We start from the raw sequence: 22,721 nt of genomic DNA, 5'->3' as shown, positions 1-22,721 counted from the left end.
TTGACCTACGCGTACTCCAGCAGCTTCTCGGCCCGCTGCATCTCCCGGGTGCGGTCTTCGATCAGCGAGCGCCGGTAGCGGGTCAGGTCGCGTAGCTTGCGGATCGGCGCGGGCTGCACCAGCGAGGGCCGGCACATGCCCCGCTCGGCCACCTTGGCCAGCCATACCGCATCGGCCCGGTCGGTCTTGGCCCGGCCCGGCACGTTCTTCACCTGCCGGGCATCGACCAGCCAGCAGTCGAACCCCTCGGCCTCCAGCGGCCAGAACACCCCCTTCCAATAATCGGAGGTACTCTCCATCACCACCCGGGACACGCTCTGGCAACGCAGCCAGTCGGCCAGTTCCAGCAACGCCGCCGTGGTGGTGGCGTACGCACGGATCTCCTGCAGCCGCCGACCGGGCCGGTCCTCGTGCGGCACCCGCACGCACGCCTCCAGCCCCGCCTTGCCCAGGTCCAGGGCCGCGACCCGCTCCACGAACAGGTCCTGCTCATCGACCTCTTGCACGATGTTGCCTCCCCTCCCATCGATGGGGATGGTGCCTGCGGGTCACCCGCAGGAGCCAGCGGGGACAGGAAGAGGCGGACCCTCGGTACTGCTCATGGCAACACTGCGCGGCCCCTGAAGCAGCTCCCAGCGATCAAACTAATTAACGGCCTCACCCGCGCCATAGACGAACCGACGTCGGCGGGCAACCCGCACCCATTTTCCCGCCTGAGCGGCGTCCCGAGCAGGGACGAGGGAACTAATTAGCAAGTGGCGAAATGAGTGAATCGTCACGGTCGCAGCCGATCAGCATCCGCAGTAGGAGAGTGAGGCCGATACTGCGCTCTTACTAGGACTGACCTGCAGGAACATTCTATGGAGCCTTTGCCCTTGGCTTGATCATCCCGCGCATGTCCCGCGCTCCGGGCCCTGCCGGTTATCGGTTGAGACCCGGCCCAGAACGCGAACGTCGTCACGCTCATCTCCCATCTGGCGGATGCGAACCCCATGTCCGAGAAGCTACGGAGGTCAGCGCGTTTTGGGAGGCCGGAAAGGCCAACGCTCTTTTGAAGGGAGTCCCACAGTTCGAAGGCATCTCTTACCGCCTCCAAAACGGAAGGAAACTGTCGGTGCTGGAGTGCAAACTGTGAGGAAGGTTTCGATCAGGAGGTGCGCCATCGCCGATCAGGAAGGGCAGAGCGGATCTACTCTCACGCTCTCGGGACGGTCGGAGTTCGCAAGGGAGCTCGCCACACTTGACCCCAAGGTGCGAAGCATCCTCGGTCTTCCCGACGCGACCATCATGGTGGTGGACTTTTTCATCGCCATGGTCCGGCTCCTGATTGATGACACCGACCGTCGGCCGTGGCATGACCGCCTGAACGATCTCAACGGCCTGGTCGACGAGCTCGACCCGCAGCTCCAGGCCACCCTCAAGGGCCTTGAGCAGTTGTCGCAAGATCCAGGCTCCATCACCCGGAAGCTCAAGTCGCCTGGGTTCCAGGATTTCGTCCACAAGCTTCTGGGGGAAGCGAAGTACACGCGGCTCATCCGAGCTGTGAAGGCCGATGGCGCGGCCCTGGCGGTTGGAGTGCGCCGAGGGATCCGAAGCCTCATGCCCTTGGCGCTCGCCTTGGACAACTGCATGACGTTTGTCACGCGCGAGCAGATCGCACAGATCAAGGGCTTTAGTCAGTTCAGCGAGTCCCTCCTCAGGACCGTCCTCGTGGTGGATCAAGCGGTTGACAGGGTTTTCCAGCTTGACCTTCCGGTGGACACCATGACACAGCGGGTCGAGGAGTTGGAGCCGCTCGTCGAAGACATCGCCGACGACATCACGGGCATCGCCGAGCGCGTGCACGAAGTCCTCTCTGGCCGATCGAGCGAAGTCCTTCTTGAACTCAGCGAGCAGCTCAGCCGGAAGGTTCGCGGAGCGCGCGATGCTCTCGATCACTCCGCTGATGGCGTCTCACAGGCAGCGAACTCTCTGGTCGAGTTCGTCGACCGGCTTCTCAGGGATGCGTACAGCGAAGGCCAGGTGATCTCCTGGGTGTCCACGTACCGGCCAGACGAACCCGATCTTCTCTACACCGCCGATCAGTCCGGAAGAGTTCGCCCGACGAAGCGAGGGCAGGCCCTCTGCTTCGTTTACATGGGGAAAGAGCCGGGCGAGTCGTTCGTCTTCAGTGAGATGGCGGTCGTTGGCCTCACCACTGCCAGAGCACGCTTGCAGAAACTGAAGCACTCCGACAGCGGGGCTTCGCAAGAGGTCGAGGAGGCTCGTCGCGGCATCCTGGCGATCGAGGGATTCATCGTGCACGCCGTCCGAGTCGGATGGATGGGCATGTCAGAGGAAGAACTCGCGCAGATGCGCATCCGCCTCAGTGGGGTCCGCAGCAGCAGATGAGATCGTCCCTTGCCAAAGTTAGGCGGATGGTGCCAACTGAACCGCCCCGGGTTCTGTGGAAGCCCTGATGTGCACGCAGCACCGTGACAACCAGCCTGTCCTCGCAGCCCAAATTTGCCGCACACAGTACGACAGACTGTTGTCGCCAGCCGTCCGCATTGCAGCGCGCGACCGCCGGAGCGATGGCCAAGCATGATAGATGTCCTCAGCACGCCGAGCAGCAGCCAAAGGTTCTCTTGACGAAGAAGCGTAGCCAGAGTCAACGCATCGGATCTCTCGGTGAGAGTCTGTTCCAGACGTTCTGCGAGCAGAACTACCTAATCCCCAATAAGCCGGGGCAAGATTTCGGTTTCGACTTCCTCTGCCAGATCGACCTAGCGAAGAACCCTACTGAACTTGGGCAGATAGCCGGCACCATCATCGGTTTCAGCATTCGCTCGACGGCCACACGTGATGGGAAGATCAAGCTGACGAGAGCAGATGCCGAGAGCCTGCTTGCAGCTGAATTTCCGACCGGTCTCGCCTTAGTGAAATTGCATGAGACGGACTCATGCGAGATCTTCTTCCGCCTGCTCGACGACGACTTTACATCTGAGCTCTATGCCTTCGTAGCATCGAAGAAGAAGGTCAAGCACTTCGTCCCAAACGACCTTCTTCCTGGTACGAAGATCAGAGAGGAGGTGAAGCGAGCCTCGGCCTCCGGTTTCGTCGAGAGATCCAGACTCGCGGCGACCAAGCAGCGCACGGAACCGGTGATCGGATCCGTTCACATTGAGATCAGGCGCGACAGCGACGGCCAAGAGACTCTGGTGACAGCTCTTGACCTCTATAAGTACTTCGAGCAGAAGACTGACAGCGACAAGCTGTCTCTGCACCTGGCCACCTTTGGAGCACCCAGGTTTCGCAGCCAGAGACTCCGGGACTTGGCGCTTAAGGAACGGCTCATGGGCAACCTCGCGCGACTTCCCCAACCGTATGTCCTCAGCGGGTTCGTGATGGACGAACCCATAATAGCCCAGGTCTCCAGCTCTGACGCAGCTGCCACAATTCGACTGTCACACACAGGGAACGAACATCATTTTGGCTATGTACATGAAGCAGGCTTCGCCCTGACGATCTCAACCCGGAAGAAACAAGACGGCCAGTACGTCCATGAGATGGATGCATTGGTGGACGAGGTCAGCGACTCCAACTGGACAGACCATTTGGATCTCTTGAAATTCCTCGATGCTTGCAGACCGGACTCCAAGTTCGTCTTTCAGGGAGACCATAAAGTGGTTCTCGATGCAGACCATTTCGCAGGCTTGGGGAACTGCTCAAACTTCGCAAGCGCACTACTCAGGGCGCGGTCATTCAAAGGCTTCGACCATGTTCCAGTCCTAATCCGAGACATGGCACTCGAGGAGTCTCGTGCTGCGATGGCGTGGCTTGCTGCAGCAGCATCGCCAGGTGCCCATGTCATCCCCCGAGGACTCATCTTCGGACATGCCAACGCCAGCGATTGCGAGCCTCGAAACGCAATCATTGAAGTGCCTGTTGTGTGCAACCTCGCAACAGCTACCGTTGTATCCTGGTTCTCCGCCAAGGGATCCATTCTCTTCCATCAGGGTGAACCGTGTGGATTCAAGGTCGAAGCTTATGAATCTCGCGAAGTTGAGACATGGGAAAAACTCACCAAGATCTCTACGGCCCCTGAGATTCCGCTTGGCCCGGCAACTCTAACCCTTCGGGACGGCGCATTCGCAACGACATCCGAGAACGCGCCGTATCGCCAAGACATTCATCTCACCTGGCGTCTGAACTGAAATTGTTCCGCTGCCCAGAGAGGTCCGCTCGAGCGCCTGACCGTACTACATTCGTAGACCTTGATTCGTTTGGCTCCGCCATGGGACGTAGTTGGTCCATCGTCAATGCGTGACGTGCGCTCTGACCCACGGTCTTGTCGTGCCCTGGGATACGAAGTGACCGCGCTGACTACGCGCATCGCCGACCCCCTATCCACCCGACCCGAACCCCGGCAGGTGTCGAGATCGAAGAGGGCGTGACGCTGCATGGGCCGCTGTCAGTTAGCGGCAAGGGCGCGGCGTAGACATGGGTGTCCGGCGGCGGGGAACTTCAGACCTCGAAAATCTCCCCGATGCGATCACGATTGCTCGTCGCTATAAGGCTCCTCCTCGTCAGGAATGACGGCGTCATCGGAGGTATCGAACTGGTCAGCGGACTCCTGTCTTGGCTGACGACTCCATGACAGCGCCGCATGAGCGCCTACCTGCAAACGGAGCCAGTCGTACCGTCGAGCGGTCTTCACCTGGTCAAGCTGAATGTGGTGACTGATGGCATGTGCTCGCGTCCGTCGGCGTTGCTCTACTCGGCTGCACAGCAGCGGATGCTGCTGTGCAGCATCCGCTGCGACCACGGTCGTCGAGCCTAGGCATGGTCCCAGGCTGTGGTAAAGAGCTGGACAGCGTAGTCGTACATCACGCCGGGGCTGGGTGCCACGATGCAGGGCGAGTCGCGGCCGTGGGCCGCTCGACGGTAGAGAGTGAGGAAGGCGACGCGATCGGTGATCACCATTCGGTGTAGGTTGGGAAGGTTGTAGCGGCGCAACTCGATGTTGTCCCTGTCAGCGGCGACCTCCTTGATGTATCCCGCGTTGATGTCGACCTGTTCGGCCAGCATTCCCCGGGAGAAGCCCGGGTCGATGCGCCGGATCTCGTCCTCGCGCCGCTCCAGCCATGATGCGGACGGAGGATCGGTGTCGGGAAGCAATATGTGGACGAACTCCAGGCGACGCCCTCCGTCCTCCCACAAAGCCACAAAACCGTCGCGAGTGAGCTCATTGCCTCGGCCGGCGAGCACCTTCACCCAGCGAGCCTTGGCCAGTTCTCCCATGAGATCTCCGATGGCGACGCGCTGACGCGGATGCACACAGGAGATTCCCAAGCCAGTGAATCCGGACAGAAGCCGGGTCGGCCATGAGCGCGCGCGAGGCGACAGAGCCGTACCGCCCACGACAACGAGCGCGGTGGCGACGAGCGAACTCACCACCCCGATGATGAACTCTCCCATCCGCGCGTCCTGTCACCGTTGGGACGGCAGGTAAGGGATCAGAGCGCGCAGGACCTCGGCGGCGTTACGGGCAGCCGTTTTCTGCAGCACGTCGTTCTTCTCCTTGTCGGAGTAATCGGAGACTCCCCGGATCACCACCCATCCGTGCATCTGGGCGAGGGTTCCGCGCTCGTGGAATGCCTGCGCCAGACCTCCGGCCTCCATGTCGACCACGGAGATCTTGTCGTTGTAGTGCTTGAGGTATTGCCTTATCTCAGACTCGGCGTCCGCGATGACGGCTTCACCGGTTCCCACGATGCAGGAGATGACCTGGAACTCTTCCTCTCCGCTGACGAACCGCGCCGGCTCGCCGTAGTCGACGAAGAAGCTGTTCACGGCGTTTCCCACGACGGCAGAAGTCTCGCGGTCCTCGCCTCTGCGCTGCGTGCGGTCGGCCGTCTCCTTCCGGAGGTCGTAATACACGGCTCTGGTCGCTATCGCGACGTCGCCTGTGGAGATGTCCGGCTGGAACCCACCGCCGATGCCGACAAGTGCGACGACCGCCGGCCGGAACGTCTCCTTGAGATTCTCGAACGCGGCCATTGTCGATCGTTGGCCCTGTCCCAGCGATCGGGTCATCGCCACTCTGGTGGCCAGTCCACGATGGTCGATGGTGCCGCACCAGAAGGGAATGCCATTCACCGGGGCGCCTTCGAGTCCAAGGGCGTCTATGACTGCCCTTGCCTCCGATTCTTTGATCGTTATCACGCCGAGGTCCGTGCCCCTGCCGACCATCGCGTCGGCCGGCTGGTGGTGGACGACCATGGCGCCGTCCCCGATCGCGGTGCCGGTGATGGTCATGGAGCCACCCTGATGGATGACCCCGCTGTTCCTGACCTTGCTGTTCATGCGTGGCCTCCTCCTGGTGCGCTGCCGAGGGTCTCAGGCAGATCGATTCTCAGCGCGTTCGCGCCGACTGCGGAGTTGGTGACATTCATCGATTCGCCGAAGTTCATGATTCCGGTGTTGATGATGCTGGTGGCGCGTTCCTCGAATTCAGAGATGTCGACCTTCTGCTCGCGCAGGAACTCGGTCGCCGCTTTCAACAGGCGATCCTCGATGAGCTTCACATGGTCGGAGATGAGGGTTCGGTCGAGTTGAGCCGTCTCCCATGGCATGCGCTTCTCCTCACGCACGCTCAGCTTTGCTCCGATTTTCACACCCCGCTTGGGGTGGAGAACGCGCGTTCGCCGTGCTCGAAGAGCCCCCAGCAGGATGGCCGGGACGTGGACAAGACGCCATGACTGCATGATGTCGGCCGGAAGCTCCGTAAGAGCTCGGACCGCTGCCCGGAGTACGGCCGTGACTCCGCGCTCACCGTACTCGTCCAGGACGTGGTACTCGTCCGGCGTCCGCGTCAGCGCACACGCAGCGAAGTCGAGGCTGAGCGCACGCCCTTTGACCGTGGTGCGCAGGAACACCGTGGTGACCAGCTCGCCGGACACCGACGTACGGATCTCGAGGAAGTGGTGAAACTGGTCGAACGGCCGATCGATGATCTCGTTTATTTCGTCGTCAGCAGGTTCGCCCTGTAACCATCCGCGCTCTTGGTCGACATCAGCCTCCGCCACGTAGACACGGTCCGCCTTCCCGAAGTCCGGGAGGCTGGTGGCGTCATCCTGCCCGTCGAGCCGTCGCATCTCCTTCTTCAAATATGCGACCAGCTCGTGCGCCTTGAACGGGAGCGGGTCGAATTCCCGGTCGGCCATGCTGCCTTCACCGATCTGCAGCAAGTGGATGTTGAGCGGCGGGTTCCAGCGATGAATCAGTCGCCCGGCTCCGACAAAAGGCTTGTGTGAGTCGTCGAGCGCGAGGATGTCGCGGAAGTCCTTCGGCTCCGGCTGCTTCTTCGGAGGCCTGCGGTAGACGACGAAGGTGTGGTGCTGTTGCTCGTTGATCGCCTGATATCGGTGGCTGTTCGGCGAGGGCAGCCGGCTCTTCGCCGTCCGGTGCAGGGCGCCGCGCTGGGCGGCCCCGCAGCCGCACGCGACGAGAAGCGTCATCATCCCCATGATCGTCGCTTGCCGTAGCAACTGGGAGAGCGGCATGCCGGCCATGGCAGAGATCACGAAGACAGCAACCGCCAGAGCGCCGCTCCCGCCACAGGCGAGCTTCAGGGAACGGAGGTGCTCGGCAAGATTGGTCGATTCGCTGTTCCAGCGGACTCGTCGCAGGAATCGGTCCGCGCGTTCCTTTGCCTTGAGGGGCAAGGCGACCAGCGCGCTTCTGACAGCGATCGCCACAGACCAGCACAGACCGAACAACGCCGCCTCAGCCGCGGTCGCGGCAGGAGCCCATGCGATGCCGCCCAGGAGGACCGAGAGAAGCAGTATCCACTTCAGCGCCTCCAGGAGCCACGCTCGCCAAGCGTGCGCGACGACCGGCACCAGATCGAAGCCGTAGGAGGGCGCCACCATGTGCTTGGAGTCGTTGTAGACCCGGCGGATCACCATCTCGCGAAAGTCGCGGTCGAGGTAGACGCCGGCGCACAGGTACCGCGTCGCCTTGGAGGCGACTGCCCCCGCGTCGTTCTTGAGACGTACCGTGCTAGATCGGGCCATGAGCCCCTCCGGTAGCCATTTAGGTAAATCTGACCATAAGTGTGTCACGACTTAGAGTCAACTGGACCTTTAATAGACGTATGGCAACGAGCAAGTCAGCCCACCGACGCCGCCCGCCCGCCTCCCTGACCGCGGCCGTGGACCTCGTGATCTTCACCGTGCGCGATGGCCGGCTGCACGTCCTGCTGATCGAACGCGGCAACATGCCCTATCGCGGCGAAGCGGCGCTGCCAGGCGGGTTCGTCCGTGATGGCGAGGCCCTGGACGCCGCAGCCAGACGAGAACTACGAGAAGAAACCGGAGTCGCCGGCGACACCCTGCACCTGGAGCAACTGCACGCCTACGGCGACCCGGACCGCGACCCCCGTGGACGGATAATTTCCATCGCCTACCTGGCCCTCGGCCCCGATCTCCCCATGCCCCAGGCGGGGACCGACGCGTCGGCCGCCCACTGGTCCCCGGTCTCCGCCGTCCTCGAGGGCCAGATCACACTCGCCTTCGATCACGAGAGAATCCTCCGCGACGGGCTGGAGCGGGCCAGGTCCCAACTGGAGCACACCACGATCGCCACAGCCTTCTGCGAGGAACCCTTCACCATCGCCGATCTGCGCCAGATCTACGAGGCGGTATGGGGCCTTCCCCTCGACCCCAGCAACTTCCGCCGCAAGGTCATGAAGACAGAAGGCTTCGTCATACCCATAGGTGAACGACGGCTTCCCGACGTCGGTCGCCCAGCGGCACTTTTCCGCCGAGGACTCGCCGAGACACTCACTCCACCGTTGACAAGATCGGGCAGCGTCGGTTAGGGCAGTGGCCGCCGATCGACCCGGCCGTTTGTGGTGAGTACCGAAGTTTGCAATCGTTACGGCATCAGCCTAGGTCAACTAGCGGTGGCGAGCGGTGTTGTGTGCTGGCGCGAGTGCGCGCTGGTGTTTTCCTTGGCTGTACAGCAGAGACGAGAATCGCATACCTCGATGCGTGTGGACCCGTCATCAGGGCCGGTAGGGATCGAGGAGTGGAAGCACGAGGCACCTTGTTCATGCGGGTGTGAACCGCGGCAGCCGGTGAACGTGCACGCGGTCAGGCGGGAGCTCTGTCTGGGCCAGCTCCACCAAGTGATCATGGTGGGTGAAGACGATCGTCTGGAACCTGTCGGCCATGTCGTTCAATACACCGAGTGCGGCAACGGTGCGTTGGTCGTCGAAGGTCATGAAGATGTCGTCGACAATGAACGGAAGCGCTCGATCCTGCTCGGCGTAACGTTCCAAAGACGCCAGTCGCAATGCGAGATACAGCTGGTCACGGGTGCCCTCGCTGAGCTGGTCGGCAGACAACAACTCGGCACCGCGTCGTGTCAGCACGACCGGTGAATCGCGGTCCTGATCAAGTTCCAGCCCGCCATAGCCACCGAGCGTCAGCTGCCCGAACAGGAGGCTCGCCCGTGCGAGTACCGGGTCCTGCTGCGTCTGCCGATACTCCTCCATACAGGACAAGACGATGTTCCGGGCGATCTGCAGGCGGAGATACTCTTCGCTCTCCTCCAAAAGCGCGGCTGCGGTGGTCTCCGCGCTTGCGGCAGCTTGCGTGGCGGCGGCGGAGCCGTCAAAGCGAGCGAACTCTGTCTTTTTCTCGCCGAGCTGCTGGACTTGGCGGGTTCGCTGGGCGTCAAGGTCGTCGACGTGGTCGGTGAGCGTGCGAAGGCGAGCCGTGAGCTGGTGTTCGTCAGTTTCAGAGAACTCTGCCAATAGCGTGTCGGCGTCGGGTGGAAGCGCCGCCGTGACTTCGGCCAGGCTCGCCTTCAAGTCCCTGTAAGTTTCACTTCTCCGTACGGCCTCGCTCAAAGTTTCGAGGCTGTCCACCTTGGTCTTCTCGCACAGCCCGGCGAGTTCGGCGCGCAATCCCTTGACGGCGTCCTCAAGGTCACGAGTCTCGGTACGCAGCTTAACCTGATCGGCAACGAGCGTGGCTCGGCGGTCCGCAGCGGAGCGGTTCTCCTTGACCTTCTTGTAGAGATCGCCAACAAGTTGATGACGCTCGGCCTCGTCGCCCGGCATCGCACGGCCGCAGGCTGAGGCGGTGGTGGCCAACCGGGTGTGGAACCGGTCGAGCGTGGCGGCGGCCTCCTCAGAGTCACGCTCGCTCTTGGCGGCATCCGCTACGAAGGAAACGACCTGGCCGAGCCGTTCCAGATCGGTGAGTGCACCGATGGTGTCTCGGTCGGTGGGCAGTTTCGCCTGTATGAGCAACTCGTACCAGGCGGTTTCCCAACTGGTCAGGGTACGCTCGTGCTCGGCGACTTCGGCTTCGGCGGCGATCAGCTCGTCGCGGGCCGCGAGGAGCCGGCTTTCGTACGTGTTGCGCGTACGTGCCAGCTCGTCCTGCTCGGTCAGCCGCTGCCCGGCGAACTCGCATAGTTCGGGGAGTTCCGACAGGGCGTGCTCGGCGCCCAGGGATGCAACTTCTCCCGGCGCTCGCAGCAATTCATGGAGCCGGGCGATGTGCAGGGTGGCGTGCTCTCGTAGGGAGGAGAGGCGCGCTCGGGCATCGCCCAGGTCCTTGAGACCGCCGCGGAGCTTCTCGACACTGTCCAAGGTCGAAGGGGCGGCGCCGGGCTTGGGCACAGGGCCTGGATAGCCTTCCCACAGCGAGTCCCACTCGGCGTCCCAACGGTCGGCCCGGTCGTCCTGAACAGCCCGCTCCTCGTTGAGCGCGGCTAGCGCCTTCTCATCGTGAGCGATCTCGAGCTCCAGCCGGTAGCGTTCGGCGATCCGGGACGCGTCCCGGCGCATCCGGTCGGCGATCTGGTCGGCACGGTCAAGGGCCAGCTCGAAATCCCCTGCCTGATCTTGCTGCCCGTCGCGGATCGCGAGCCAGAGCTCGTACCGGACGGACCGGGCCGCCGCTAGCTCCGCCTCGGTCGGGGGTGGGTCGCCGTTCAGCAGGGTGTTCAGGTTGAGGCGCTTGTCATCAAGCCTGGCGGTCAGCGCCTTTCGCTGCTTGACCAGCTCGTGTCCGTCCCGTTTGAGATCGTTCCGCGTCTCCATGTGCTCGTCGACCTGGGCGCGGGTGGGCACGGCCATGACGCCGACCTGTGATGCCGGGATTCTCAGCTCCAGCGTGGCTCGCTTGACGAGGTCGTCCAGGCGCCGGGCGTCTTCGTCGGCGGCGGCCATGTGGGTGAGCAGGTCTTGAGGAACGGCGTTGAGCGCGGCGTGCAGCGGCTTCGTGTCTTCGAGCGCAGCAAGCTCGCTGAGCCGTTTCTCGGCTTCCTCCAGATTGCGCCGGCGCTGGGCCACCGCCTTACGATCCCGTGCCAGGTCCACATCGATGGCGGTGCGCTGGTCGTGCAGCTCCTGAGTACGCGTGCGCAACGACGCCGGCACCGTATAGAGGTCAGTGTCGTCCAGCGTTGCGTTCATGTGGACCTGGGCGAGGAGGGAGAACGCCCGGTCACGGAGGTCTGTGACAGCGCCGGAAAAACTGGCCAGCCGATCCGCGGCTGCCGCAGCCGCCTTCCGCTCCTGATAGAGGGCATCGATCGCGTCCTCCACGGCGAGGAGGTCGTCATCGACGGCCAGCTTGCTCAACTCGTGGCCAACAGCGTCCAGGCGCCGTCGCGTGTCCCCCAGTTTGCTGTCCGCCAGCCGTAGGTCCTCCCGCAGCTCAGGCAGGCGTTCAACGACCTCCACAGGGGCGATCGCCCCTTCGGCTTCCAGAACAGCGAGGTCGGTCATCAGGACGCCGCGACGATTGAGCCCCGGCAAGGCCCGCACGAGTCGCTCCACACGGGATTGCTCACTCCTGGCCTGCTCCAGTCCCAGGGTGAGCGTGGTCACGGCATTTCCTGCGTCCTTGACCCCCTGCTCCCCTTCGAGGTACTCCTGCGGGCGCAGAGTCGCCACACGCAGTTGGCTCCTCGCCTGCTTCAGTTCACTCAGGAGGGTGTTGATCCGAGGGTTCTGTCCCCGCCGCTTGTACAGGACGCCAAGACGTTCGTCGATCTTACGCAGAGCATCGGACAGACGGCCTCCAGAGCGGGCAGCGGCCAGCGCCTGCTTGAAGTCTCCGCCTCCGCGCGCCAGCGCCTCACCACCCTGGCGTAGCTCGGCACTCCCCAGAGCGAACACCGACGTAAAGGTAGCTCGGTCGATGCCTCCCAGGATCGTGTTCAGCACCGACTGGTCCAGCGGCTGCCCATCGGTGCGCCGGAGCGGCGTCTTGCGGGCCTTGACCCTGATGAACTCCACAAGTGCGCCCTCTGAGCCCCGCACCAGCGCACTGAGCCGCAGCGCCGCCTTGGCATGGACGAAGTCGTAGCGCGATCGCTCGTCGATGCCGTAAAGGAGCTGGTCGATCGCACGCAGTGCCGTCGACTTGCCGGCCTCGTTCGGCCCGGCGACCAGGTGGATGCCAGGTGCGGATAGATCCAGTGTCATCTCGCTGAAGGGACCGAATGCGATCAGGTCCAGCCGGTCAATCCTCATCGAGTCCGCTCCTCCGTGAGCATGGATTCCAGCAGATCAATGGCGTCGTCGCCGAGGCGTTGCAGCCAGTCGGGGTCATCGGGACGAATGCCGTCGCGATGATGCACTTCCGGCGGCAGCTGGGCGTAGAGAGGATCCCGGATGATCATCTGGCGCAGGGCATGGGTGTCCGAACGGAGTGCCGCCGCTGTGCGTCGGAGATCGGCGAGCACCCCGATAGTTCCTTCGTCGGGTGTGTCGGGTAGCCGGGTCTCGATGCGTACCTTCTCCACCCACAGATCGCCGAGATCGTTTGCGAGTGAACGGACCTCGTTGACGAACCGATGCCGTCCCTGCCAGAGCTCTAGGTGGCTGGTGTTTTTTGATCTTTATCGCATAGGTTCGTCCGCTTGTGCCAGGGTGATCGGTGTTGGTCACCGGGCGTGGGGAGAGATCGAGCGATGGCAGTGGGCCAGACTCCGATGCAGCCGGGGTTGCTGTCCTCCACGGTGAGTTTCGTCGAGGGTCGGCTGGCGCCGAACTCGATCTACGCGGTGCTGCACCGTGAGTGCCGGAACCTGTTCCCGGATGAGATGTTCGCCGACCTGTTCGCTGAGGATGGGCGCCGGTCGGTGCCGCCGATGATCGTGGCCGTGGTCATGGTGCTGCAACGCCTGGAGGGGCTGTCGGATCGGGAGGCGGTCGATCGGTTCGCCTTCGATGTGCGGTGGAAGTACGCCGCCGGCGGGCTGGACTTCGATCATCCGGGGTTCGTGCACACGGTGCTGGTGGACATGCGGGCCCGGCTGGCCGCTTCGGATCGGCCAGGCCGGATCTTCGAGCGGACGGTGGAGGTGGCCGCGCAGGCCGGGCTGATCGGCCGGCGGCGGGTGCTGGACTCGGCGCCGATTTACGACGCGGTGGCCACCCAGGACACGCTGACGCTGATCCGTTCGGCGATCCGGGGTCTGCTGCGTGCTGCCGATCGGCTGCTGCGGGTGGAGTTGCGGGTGGTGATCTCCAGCGGGGATGGCTACACCGATCTGGGTAAGCCGGTCATCGATTGGACGGACGTGGCCGAGCGGGAAGCGCTGATCGACTCGCGGGCCCGGGACGGCTTTGCGTTGCTGGCCGTGCTGGAAGGGCGGCGGTTGGCGCTGGAGGTGGGGCAGGCGGCACGGTTGCTGGCCACGGTGCTGGGCCAAGACCTGGACCAAGGCGAGGATGGAGTGTTCCGGATCGCCCGTAAGGTGGCCAAGGATCGGATCATCTCCACCGTCGACCCGCAGGCGCGGCACGGCCGGAAGACGGTCAGCAAATCGTTCGACGGCTACAAGGGCCACATCGCCGAGGATCCCGACAGTGAGATCATCACCGCGACACGGGTGACCGCCGGGAATGTCGGCGATGCCGAACCTGCTCCCGAACTGCTGGCCGACGTGCTGCCCGGGCAGGAGCAGGCCGGGCAGGAGCAGGCCGGGCAGGCTGAGGTTTATGGTGACGCCGCCTACGGGACCGGGTCGATGCTCGCCGGCTTGGCCGAGGCCGGCATCGAGGCGCTGGTCAAGACGCAGCCCTCCAGCGCTCCGGGTGGCCGGTTCACCAAGGACGCCTTCACCATCGACCTGGAGGCCGGGCAGGTGAGCTGCCCGAGCCAGGTCACCACCGAGATCCGCCGGCATCGTGACGGCGGCGGGGTGGCCGCCTTCGGCGCCGCCTGCGCGGGCTGTCCGCTGGCCGAACGGTGCACCACCGCCGAGAACGGCCGCGAGATCACGATCAGCCCGCATGAGGAACATCTGCTCCGCGGCCGGGCCAATAGCACCGATCCGGGCTGGCTGGCCCGCTACCGCGCCACCCGGCCCAAAGTCGAACGCAAGATCGCACACCTGATGCGGCGGCGGCACGGCGGACGACGCGCCCGCCTGCGCGGCACCACCAAGGTCGACGCGGACTTCTCCTTGCTGGCCGCCGCCGTCAATCTGGCGCGCCTGGCCGTGCTCGGCATCACCTCCACCGGCGGCGGCCGATGGACGGTGGCCACAGCGTGATCAGGGCGAACGCCCCAGAACCATCCAGCCAGGACGGCCACAGGACACCTCCAGCGGCTTTGTGGATAACTCTCGAGACCGCAGATCGCCGGATCCACATCACCAGGTCAGTCCCTCAGCCAGCGCACAGAATCGGGCGCTGAGCGCGTCACCCGGAATCGTCCAGCCGAGATGACCCGCTTAACACCAGCTACCTAGATGAGCACTGCTGTGGCCGGTGAGGCTGACCCGTACGGCCTGCAGCTTCCCGCAAGCCAGCGCATTGAGCCGGGCCTGTACCAGGTCGGTGACGGCATCTAGATCTTCGGCTCCGGAGGCGTCAATGCGGAGATGCTCCCAGCGCGCCACGTCCAGATCGTGATGAACGGCGGAACGCACTCGTAGGTCGTCGCCGACCGTGACCAGGGTGCAGCCCTTCGGGCCGGTCTCCCGGGCGTGGCGGCCCTGGATATTACCGGGGAAGACGATCCACGGGTCCTTCCGGACGACCTCGCGATGGTGTACATGGCCGAGCGCCCAATAGTCATAGCCCTTCCCTGTGAGCTGATCGACCGTGCAGGGAGCATACCTGTCGTGGCCGTCGCGGCCGGTGAGTGCCGTGTGCAGCAGTCCGACGTTGAAGAGATCCCGGCAGGGAGGGGGATAGCCGAGGGCGAGGTTCTCGGTGATGTTCCACCGTGGGAAACCTTGTCCGTGCACCGCCAGCCCGGCCTTCTCGTCGAGGACGGTCTCGGGCTCATCGACGTCGAACATGTGAACGTTGTCCGGCAGCCGCAGCCGGTGCGTCATCGTGTTCTGGGCATCGTGATTTCCAGAGACGACGTAGACGGAGATGCCTTCCGCCCGCAACCGGGACATTTGCTTGCCGAAGAAGAGACCGGTCTGGAAGTCGGGCCAGTCGCCGTCGTAAATGTCGCCGGCGAGAAGGACGCCATCGACGGACTCGGAGATCGCAAGGTCCACCAGGCCCTGCAGCGCACGCCGGGAGGCGGTCCGTAGGTCTTCGGCCGGTGACCCCTCATAGGCAGACAGGCCGCGGAGCGGACTGTCGATGTGCAGATCGGCGGCATGGATCAGCTTCACGCGTCGTCCTCCGGAAGCAAGTGGATCTCTGATCACTGATAATGCCGCCTACGTAAGGCGATGGTGGGGCGATAGGGGAAATTGATGGGTACGTTCCAAAAGAGGCCCATCAGGCGAAACGCGGGGAAGTTGCCGTCGAAGCACGACTGGCTTCGTGCTCTAGGAAGAAGATCTATGAACGCAGCGGCACGGCCTGTACCTTCATACGAGTGAAGGAACTGCAGGAGGGGCCGCTCTTCAAGTTCTCCGACTGGCCGAACGAGCAAGTACCTGACGTCTCCATCGGTGTCTACACCGTTTGGGAAGGAGACAGGCTCCTCTACGCCGGCATGAGCGGGCGAGAGCTACAACCGGAGCAGCTGCAGGTCCAGCCCGGTCAGCCGCGCAAACCTCAGGGGCTTTGGACCCTACTGAGAGCACACGCGTCCGGAAGGCGGTCGGGGGACCAGTTCAACGTCTACATCTGCGACCGTCTGGTCATCCCCGCCCTCACCCCCGAACAGCAGGCCGACATCGGCCGCGGTCATCTGAGCCTTGACCGGCTGACCAGGGATTACATTCGACAGCATCTCGGTTACCGATTCCTGATGTGCACCAACGCGCGAGCAGCTCGCGAAGTCGAGAGCGCAGTCCGAGCAGGTGCACTTGCAGCTGGTCCTCCGTATCTCAATCCACTCAAAGGCTCAGTGCAAGATTCGCCTACGGTCACCTCCACGCACCAGAGGGGCTTGGAGGACGCGACTGCGTAGTGGCTCAACAACGCAGAATGCTGGACGCCGCCTCAGCCGCAACAACAGTCCCGGTAGCGTCACCGTCCCGGCCGGCCTGCCTCCTGGCCGCTCGTTTAGGCTGGCGGCTCAGGCACCTGCGCCCAGCGCTGGACGTCGTCGTAGTCGAGGCCAGCAACCATTCCCTGCCCTCTCGTAACGTCTCCTCGGCATAGCACAAGTGAAGGGATGCAGAGGCGCGAGCTTTGACCTTCTCAGGAAAGCTCCTGCTTCGGGACTGAAGTCCCGAACGTCCCAAGATCAGTGACAGAGTCCGTTTCCGAACCTACCTCTGCACGCCGCAGAATACGCCGACACGGCGTGCTGCGGCTCAGTCCCGCAGAATCTTCCGGATAAGGGTTCGTTGTGGTATTGCGCTGAACATCCGTGGTTCCTGGTCGCCTGAATAGCAAATGTGGAGTTCCCCGCGCGTCCTTGTGATGAGAACGTAGTACAGCATCTTCAGATCGACGCTGGATGGATCGCTCGCGTCCAAATGCGCGTCCGGGACGATGACGGTGTCGAATTCCAGGCCCTTGACACTCGCGCGGTTCACCAGTCGTAGACCAGGACGCTCTGCGTCGACGTATTTGTACCGCTTGTCCTCGGCAGCGCCGACGTAGATCTGTGGTCGTAGGCCGAGGCGCACCCGCTCGATCTCTCTTAGCAGCTCTACTTGTTCATACTTGCGTTTGACCACAACTCCGATCTTGAGTTTGCGATGGTCCTCGGCGTAGCGGACGAGCCAGCGCGCGAACGGACGCCGCGCTTCCGGGCGGTGCAGTAGCACAGGAACCGGTCCGTCTCGGTGCGGCAGCGGCGGCTGGTACAGCCCCGGGTAGAAGTGACGCGCAAGTTCCGCGACCGGGCGTGGGTTCCTCAGATTTGTGCTGATTTCGAGTCGACCGCAGCCACCAAGAGCTTTTTCGATCTCATCGAGAGTGGATTGGGTAGTGGTGATCCGCTGGTACTCATCGGCGAACGCGATCACGTCCATACCGAGAACCCTGCATAGGCTGAAGAACTCCTGCGGAAGGTCCTGAGCCTCGTCGATGACGAGAATATGCCCTCGTCGTCCGGTGTCATGGAGTGCCGCGGACATCAACCGCGGCCAGTCGAAGGGACCGCTCCTCGCTCCGAGCGTCGAGCCTGTGGTCTCCCGGTACCAGCCGTGCACCCAGCCGTGGAAGGTCATGATGGGCAACGACGCGCCAAGTCGCATGCCGTCGGCATTCAAGTGCTGGCCGAGCAGCTTCGAGTGTGCGATCAGTGTCACGGGGCGGCCGGCAATCTCCAGCGCGGCCGCATGATGGATCGCGAGCAGGCTCTTGCCGGATCCGGGAGGACCGCTGACGAGGTGATGGCCGGGTTCGATGAGCCTGTGCAGCACGGCGTGTTGCTCGGCGAGCAGGTCGAGAAAGTCGATGGTCACCACGCACCGACCTGGTGTGCCGCTTCTTCCCGGGCCGCCTGAATGACAGGTTCGAAGAACCCGGGAACCCCTGAGCCACCGACCACCATCACCCGGTCGAGCAGGATGTTGCCTACCTCGCAGCTAGTCTCGGGAATCAGCGCACATGCATGGCATGCCGCCCGGTTCAGGCTGCCGTATCCCTGGCCGTCGTGCTCTGAACACAGCGGATCCGCCGAGCACCAGGCGGCCTGTTCAAGGAGCCGTAGTAGAAGCTCAGGAAGGAGATCGGGTTCGCCCTGCCGCGCGAGACCACCCAACGTGCCCTCTGCATCGCCGGAGGCGGTGTATACGAGTAGCCCGTACTGTTGGCCACCGTCCTCTGCAGCACGCGCGTATACCCGCTCGCGCAGCGACGCGGCGCTGTACCCGGATTCGAAGGACAACTGCCGGATGAGGAGGTGACCCAGCGTATGCAGCAATGGCAGTCGGGGCAATAGTTTAGAACCAGCGAAAGCTTCGACCCGGTCCTGCTGGAACGACTTCGCAACGTCCGATTTCATTCCTGCAGTGCGTGCACGAACCTCAGGGCGGGCCTCCCACTGCTTGAGCAGTTCTTCGTTCAAGGTCAGGAAGATACCTTCGCCGAACACCTCGACGGCGGGCAACCAGCGTCGACGTCCAGAGGAGTCCACCGGAATCATGCGGCTCTCCGGGGATACCCTGCTGAAGCCCTGGAGGGCACGAACCTCACGAAGCCGTTCGGCCACCACCACTCGCGAGATTCTCGACTCCAGCTCGGTCCATGGTGGCTCTTGTGATGAGCCCAAGCCGACTTCATGAGTGACGAAATGGAGGCTGCGTTCGGGCCTGGTCGAGGTGAAGGCGGACCACTCCCCCCTGCTCAGATCGGACTCCTCCGCCATGGGCGAAGTACCGGATAGAGTATCCTGCCCGGTTTCCTCCGCCATCAACCGCCTGACGAGCGATGGCTCAGCTTTGGCCGCCTCCGCGATGATTATGATGAGCCCGTCCGACCCCGGGGCGTCGGGCGACTGGCACAGTGCGCTGAAGAAGGGGTGTTCCCGGATCTGCCTCGAAATCTCGTCATCGGCTGATGCGGGCGCGGAAGGGGTCGGAATGTCGAGTGCCGAATGGACGACGGGGTAGTAGACGTTGCCGGCGGTCCGCTGCACGATCTGGATCCGCTCCCTGCAGTCCTTTCGCTCGCTGAACCGCTCCCACGGGTTGCGTCCACAGCAGCGCATCTTCTGCGTCCCGAGAATGTCGAGCAGGTCCCTGTTGGCCGCCTCGCACTCCTCGTGTCGGCATCGCACTGTCAGAGCTTCGAGTCCAGTAGCGTTCTCCCCAGCCTCGAAGCTCAGCGCTGTGGGCCCTGGGCATTTGTCACGTTCCGCTGGCGTGAGCTCGGAGTGTGCCCAGTACCACCAATCGACGTCCCCGAGGTGGCCGGCCTCGCAGATCTGGACAAACCGCATTGGTGTGAGCTTGTGCCGCGGGTTGCAAAAGGCGCAGTGAGGCGGATGCCCGAACTTCTCGTCTTGGATCCGCCAGTGGATCATCCGACGGCACGATCCGCAGAAGAGCCAGGCAGGAAAGCGGATGAAGGCTGGTCCCGTCGCGTCGAGCTTGTCGTAGTCGGCGGCGGGGGCCTGCAACGGCGCCCACAGGCCCGTTACCTTCAGCTTTCGTTCTAGCCGGGGTGCGCGGATCTGTTCAAGATCCCGTGGCGGCGGCCAATCGGCGATCCCGGCCGCGACAAATGATTCGCCTTGGACGTCGAATACCGCGCCCACTCCGAAGGGCACGACTGTCTGCGACTGCCGGACGCGTAGCTTACGGGTGCTCATTCCCCAGCCCCCTTTACGATGATCTGGCATTCACGGTCGACGCTGCGCATGGAATGCTGCGCCTCCCACATACCGCCGGGCCGGTCGAAGTGCTTGAGCAGGCTTTTCTGCGCCTTCCCGGCGGGCTTGTAATACAGGCGTTTGCCCGTCTGCCTAACCTGCTTGGCTGCGTCCAGCCACTTTCGACGAAGTTCATCGAGGTCGGCCCGTACCTCGTCGGCGGCGGATGAATCCACCGCGGCTGCCCATCGGACCAGCCGGGACGCAGCCTCGGCAAGTTCGTCAGCGTGGTTGATGACATCACCAGCCTGGTCGTCCCTCGATAGCCCGAGGCCGTGCCGGACAAGGATCACCAACGCGGCATGCAGTGCTCGGCGGCGGGACGGGATCGACCACGGAGTCACGCTGGTCGGCTCGACATGCTGGTAGAGCGCCTGGTGGAACGTGCCGAACGTTTCGTAATGCGATCGGTCACGCGACCGGGTCGCGTTGAGGAACGTGACAACGAGACCAGGGACGCCATGCCGTCCAACGCGGCTGCTCGCCTGAATGTACTCAGCGTTCGCCTTGGGCTGGCCGAGCATCAGCATCAGCGCCAGCCGCTTTACGTCCACTCCGACCGACAGCATGTTGGTACAGACCACCATGGAAACGCTTTCGGGGTCCTCGAGCCCGAGTTCAAGGCGATCCAACAGTTTGGGCTGCTCGGACCTATCGAGGTTGCTGGACAGCTCTTCCACCTGGCGTTCGGCCAGTTCACGACGACGTCCAGGAGAACCGAGGCCGCGCAGATGCGCGGGGATCTCGTCACCGGCGGCGGTACGGGTACGGCCAAGCTCCCGCATGCTGTGGTGGTAGGCGACGAGCGTCCAGTAGTCGTCGCGGTGTTCATCGGACAATTCCATGGGTGCATGCAACATGGCGGCTGCGGTCACCGTTGTCGCGCGGCCTGCGGTGTGACCTTGCGCCATCACGCCGACGTACTTGCGCCCTGGCACTGTATGGTCCGGTTCGGCGAAGTACGAGAAACGGGCATCCAGACCCGCCGAGGGGAACAGCTGAACGTCGCGGCCGTACAACCCGCGGATCTGCTCGCTCGCACGCCGGATGGTGGCGGTGGACGCGACGACCTTCGGCCCGCGGCCATTCCACGAGCACAGTTCGAGCACGGCCGCTTCGTACAGGCCCATAGTAGTGCCGAGCGGGCCGGTCAGCAGATGAAGCTCGTCCTGGATTACCAGGGACGGAGGTAGGTAATCGCCGCCGAACAGCGCTCCCGCGTCGGGCTCCCAGGCCAGCCGGGCGAACTTGTCCACTGTGCCGAGGACGAATGTCGGTGGCGCCGCGTAGAGGTGCTCGTCGACCACCGCCACTGGCAGCAGCCACTCGTGAAAGTGGCACTCTTCCCTCGGGCACAGAAACCGGAAGGACGTCTCGGTCGTCCGAACTCCATAGTCATCTATATGGGGAGACTTGGCAGTAGGCATCAGCTGCGTGCCGCACCAGGGGCAACGGTCCAGGATGAAAACATCCTTCGGTCTGGCAGCTGCGCGCTGCTCCTGGAACACGCGGTGCGCCTCTGCGTACGTGTTGGGAGTGGTCCCGCTGCCGACCCACAGCCCAATGCCGAACGGGCCGCCTGGAATCATGGTGCCCTCCGTCAGCCGGAGGTACTCCAGGGCGCAGATGGTCGTCGCGGCGCGCTGGAACTGCTGCGTCGTGAGAAGGCTCAGCGTGTACCGGCTGAGCACGGCGGTACCGCCGCCATCGTCTCCGTGTCGCAGCCTGCGCAGAATCATCTCGAAGGCGGCCAGGAAGAGGTACGCCTCCGTCTTGCCGCCACCTGTGGGGAACCAGATCAAGTCCACCACCTCGCGGTCGGGGTGGGACTCGTCAATCAGCCCGCAGATCGACAGTAGGAAGAACCCGAGCTGGAACGGGTGCCATGCTGCGTCGGGCAACGGTTCTGGGTCGAGCGGGACGGCCGTGTAACGCGGACGACGCCGTCCACCCAGGTCCGGGGCCGAGTGCCGCATCTGAAGTGCCATCGCTCGGTTGGCCAGTTGGAAGGCGCGGAGTGCATGGCCGGAGGAGTCGGCGAACAGGGCGTTCGCTCCGAGTTCCATCCTGCGGACAGCGGTGTCCAACCTGTCGAGGATGCGCTCGGCCGCCTTCTGCGCCCCCGAGGGCACGTCAACCTTGCGCTGAGCTTGGCACCATTCCCGGTAGCCGCCGATGAAGTCCATGATCTCGGTGCGTAGCCGGGGCTTCGGCAGGCTTGGGTCGGACAGGTACGCGAGCTTTAGCACGGATAGCCCGCTCGGACCGGCCGGCCTGATCGCCGGCACCTCGGCCTCGGGCATCATCTGGGTCTGGAGCCCGGCCACCTGGCCATCCTCAACGATCTCGTCCACCGCGCAGCTGTGGCCGACGGCATGGGTCACCACATGCCTGTACTGCAGGCGCAGCTCCTGCTCTTCCAGATCGCGGCTAGTCAGCCGAATGCTCGGGTACTGCAGCAGCTCGCCGCCGACCGGCCTTACCTCGAGCGAGACCTGAAAGAGCATGTCGCCCCATTGAGACCCTTGGTCTCCTACGGCCTTTTTGGCGTTGACTAACGCAACTGTCACCAAGCGCTTGCCCGCGAACAAGCGCCATCGCAGGCGAATCTGTGCGCGGGCGTCCCAAATGTCCCTCTCGGTATCTCCCTCCTTGAAAGTCTCCTCGAAGTCCTCAAGCGGGACGCGTTGCCACTTCCTGACCTTGCCGCGCTGGGTCTCATAGCGAGCACCCCGGCAGACCAGTGTTAGCTCATCAGCGTCGGTGTAAAGGGAGATTCCCAGCGAGGACGGCAGCCAGGCGTTGGCGTCCGGGGCGGCGTCGTCCACCAGGCTCGTCTCCTCAGAGACCTCCTCTGGAATGGCGTCCGGCTCGGTCACCTCGGCGCCCATGGTCAAACTATGTTGACGGTTGGTGTCTCGCGGGTAGAGCGTGCCCATGAGGTATCGCCGGTTG

At 63.6% G+C, this 22,721-nt stretch carries 15 protein-coding genes; 5 read left to right on the top strand and 10 right to left on the bottom strand.

What is annotated here, in order from left to right; translation table 11 throughout:
* Positions 1 to 5: 5 nt before the first annotated feature.
* Positions 6 to 506 (bottom strand): transposase, encoded by a 501-nt coding sequence (locus ABGB18_RS44730; protein ID WP_347701794.1) that lies wholly within the window; start codon positions 504 to 506, stop codon positions 6 to 8.
* A 625-nt stretch (positions 507 to 1,131) separates the two neighbouring features.
* On the opposite strand from ABGB18_RS44730, the gene ABGB18_RS44725 reads away from it, so the two are divergent.
* A complete protein-coding gene (locus ABGB18_RS44725; protein WP_347701793.1) occupies positions 1,132 to 2,391 on the top strand; it encodes a hypothetical protein in 1,260 nt (419 codons plus the stop codon).
* Between the two features lie 182 nt (positions 2,392 to 2,573).
* Complete coding sequence (locus tag ABGB18_RS44720) at positions 2,574 to 4,196, top strand: hypothetical protein (RefSeq protein WP_347701792.1); 1,623 nt, start codon at positions 2,574 to 2,576, stop codon at positions 4,194 to 4,196.
* Between the two features lie 622 nt (positions 4,197 to 4,818).
* Here ABGB18_RS44720 and ABGB18_RS44715 read toward each other — a convergent pair.
* The 3 genes from ABGB18_RS44715 to ABGB18_RS44705 are packed head-to-tail and all read right to left on the bottom strand — an operon-like array spanning position 4,819 to position 8,060.
* Positions 4,819 to 5,460 (bottom strand): hypothetical protein, encoded by a 642-nt coding sequence (locus tag ABGB18_RS44715; protein WP_347701791.1) that lies wholly within the window; start codon positions 5,458 to 5,460, stop codon positions 4,819 to 4,821.
* Positions 5,461 to 5,472: 12 nt separating this feature from the next.
* The gene (locus tag ABGB18_RS44710) at positions 5,473 to 6,348 is read right to left on the bottom strand and encodes a hypothetical protein (protein ID WP_347701790.1); all 876 of its coding nucleotides are present in this window, start codon (positions 6,346 to 6,348) and stop codon (positions 5,473 to 5,475) included.
* Positions 6,345 to 8,060 (bottom strand): hypothetical protein, encoded by a 1,716-nt coding sequence (locus ABGB18_RS44705; protein WP_347701789.1) that lies wholly within the window; start codon positions 8,058 to 8,060, stop codon positions 6,345 to 6,347. Before ABGB18_RS44705 ends, ABGB18_RS44710 begins: the two co-directional genes overlap by 4 nt.
* Positions 8,061 to 8,140: 80 nt before the next feature.
* Between ABGB18_RS44705 and ABGB18_RS44700 the strand changes: the two genes are divergently transcribed.
* Positions 8,141 to 8,866 (top strand): NUDIX domain-containing protein, encoded by a 726-nt coding sequence (locus tag ABGB18_RS44700; protein ID WP_347701788.1) that lies wholly within the window; start codon positions 8,141 to 8,143, stop codon positions 8,864 to 8,866.
* A 231-nt stretch (positions 8,867 to 9,097) separates the two neighbouring features.
* Here the strand turns inward: ABGB18_RS44700 and ABGB18_RS44695 are convergent, their stop codons facing one another.
* Positions 9,098 to 12,544, bottom strand: coding sequence for an AAA family ATPase (locus ABGB18_RS44695; RefSeq protein ID WP_347701787.1), 3,447 nt, complete (start codon positions 12,542 to 12,544; stop codon positions 9,098 to 9,100).
* On the bottom strand, positions 12,541 to 12,816 hold the full coding sequence (locus tag ABGB18_RS44690) for a hypothetical protein (protein ID WP_347701786.1): 276 nt from the start codon (positions 12,814 to 12,816) through the stop codon (positions 12,541 to 12,543). The genes ABGB18_RS44695 and ABGB18_RS44690 overlap by 4 nt, the downstream gene beginning before the upstream one ends.
* Before the next feature lie 168 nt (positions 12,817 to 12,984).
* Between ABGB18_RS44690 and ABGB18_RS44685 the strand changes: the two genes are divergently transcribed.
* Positions 12,985 to 14,574, top strand: a complete 1,590-nt coding sequence (locus ABGB18_RS44685; protein ID WP_347701785.1) for an IS1182 family transposase — start codon at positions 12,985 to 12,987, stop codon at positions 14,572 to 14,574.
* 180 nt (positions 14,575 to 14,754) lie between these two features.
* On the opposite strand, the gene ABGB18_RS44680 is transcribed toward ABGB18_RS44685, so the two are convergent.
* The gene (locus ABGB18_RS44680) at positions 14,755 to 15,657 is read right to left on the bottom strand and encodes a DNA repair exonuclease (RefSeq protein ID WP_347701784.1); all 903 of its coding nucleotides are present in this window, start codon (positions 15,655 to 15,657) and stop codon (positions 14,755 to 14,757) included.
* A gap of 209 nt (positions 15,658 to 15,866) precedes the next feature.
* On the opposite strand from ABGB18_RS44680, the gene ABGB18_RS44675 reads away from it, so the two are divergent.
* Positions 15,867 to 16,406 (top strand): hypothetical protein, encoded by a 540-nt coding sequence (locus ABGB18_RS44675; protein WP_347701783.1) that lies wholly within the window; start codon positions 15,867 to 15,869, stop codon positions 16,404 to 16,406.
* Between the two features lie 349 nt (positions 16,407 to 16,755).
* On the opposite strand, the gene ABGB18_RS44670 is transcribed toward ABGB18_RS44675, so the two are convergent.
* The 3 genes from ABGB18_RS44670 to ABGB18_RS44660 are packed head-to-tail and all read right to left on the bottom strand — an operon-like array spanning position 16,756 to position 22,657.
* On the bottom strand, positions 16,756 to 17,859 hold the full coding sequence (locus tag ABGB18_RS44670) for an AAA family ATPase (RefSeq protein WP_347701782.1): 1,104 nt from the start codon (positions 17,857 to 17,859) through the stop codon (positions 16,756 to 16,758).
* Positions 17,853 to 19,706 carry a DUF1998 domain-containing protein gene (locus ABGB18_RS44665; RefSeq protein WP_347701781.1) on the bottom strand — a complete coding sequence of 618 codons (1,854 nt, stop codon included), beginning with the start codon at positions 19,704 to 19,706 and terminating at the stop codon, positions 17,853 to 17,855. The genes ABGB18_RS44670 and ABGB18_RS44665 overlap by 7 nt, the downstream gene beginning before the upstream one ends.
* Positions 19,703 to 22,657 carry a helicase-related protein gene (locus ABGB18_RS44660; RefSeq protein ID WP_347701780.1) on the bottom strand — a complete coding sequence of 985 codons (2,955 nt, stop codon included), beginning with the start codon at positions 22,655 to 22,657 and terminating at the stop codon, positions 19,703 to 19,705. The genes ABGB18_RS44665 and ABGB18_RS44660 overlap by 4 nt, the downstream gene beginning before the upstream one ends.
* Positions 22,658 to 22,721 lie beyond the last annotated feature (64 nt).

The organism is Nonomuraea sp. B12E4 (assembly GCF_039871825.1).
Lineage (GTDB): Bacteria > Actinomycetota > Actinomycetes > Streptosporangiales > Streptosporangiaceae > Nonomuraea.
Note: the sequence above shows the minus strand (reverse complement) of the source record. Positions and strands in the feature narration are given on the sequence as shown.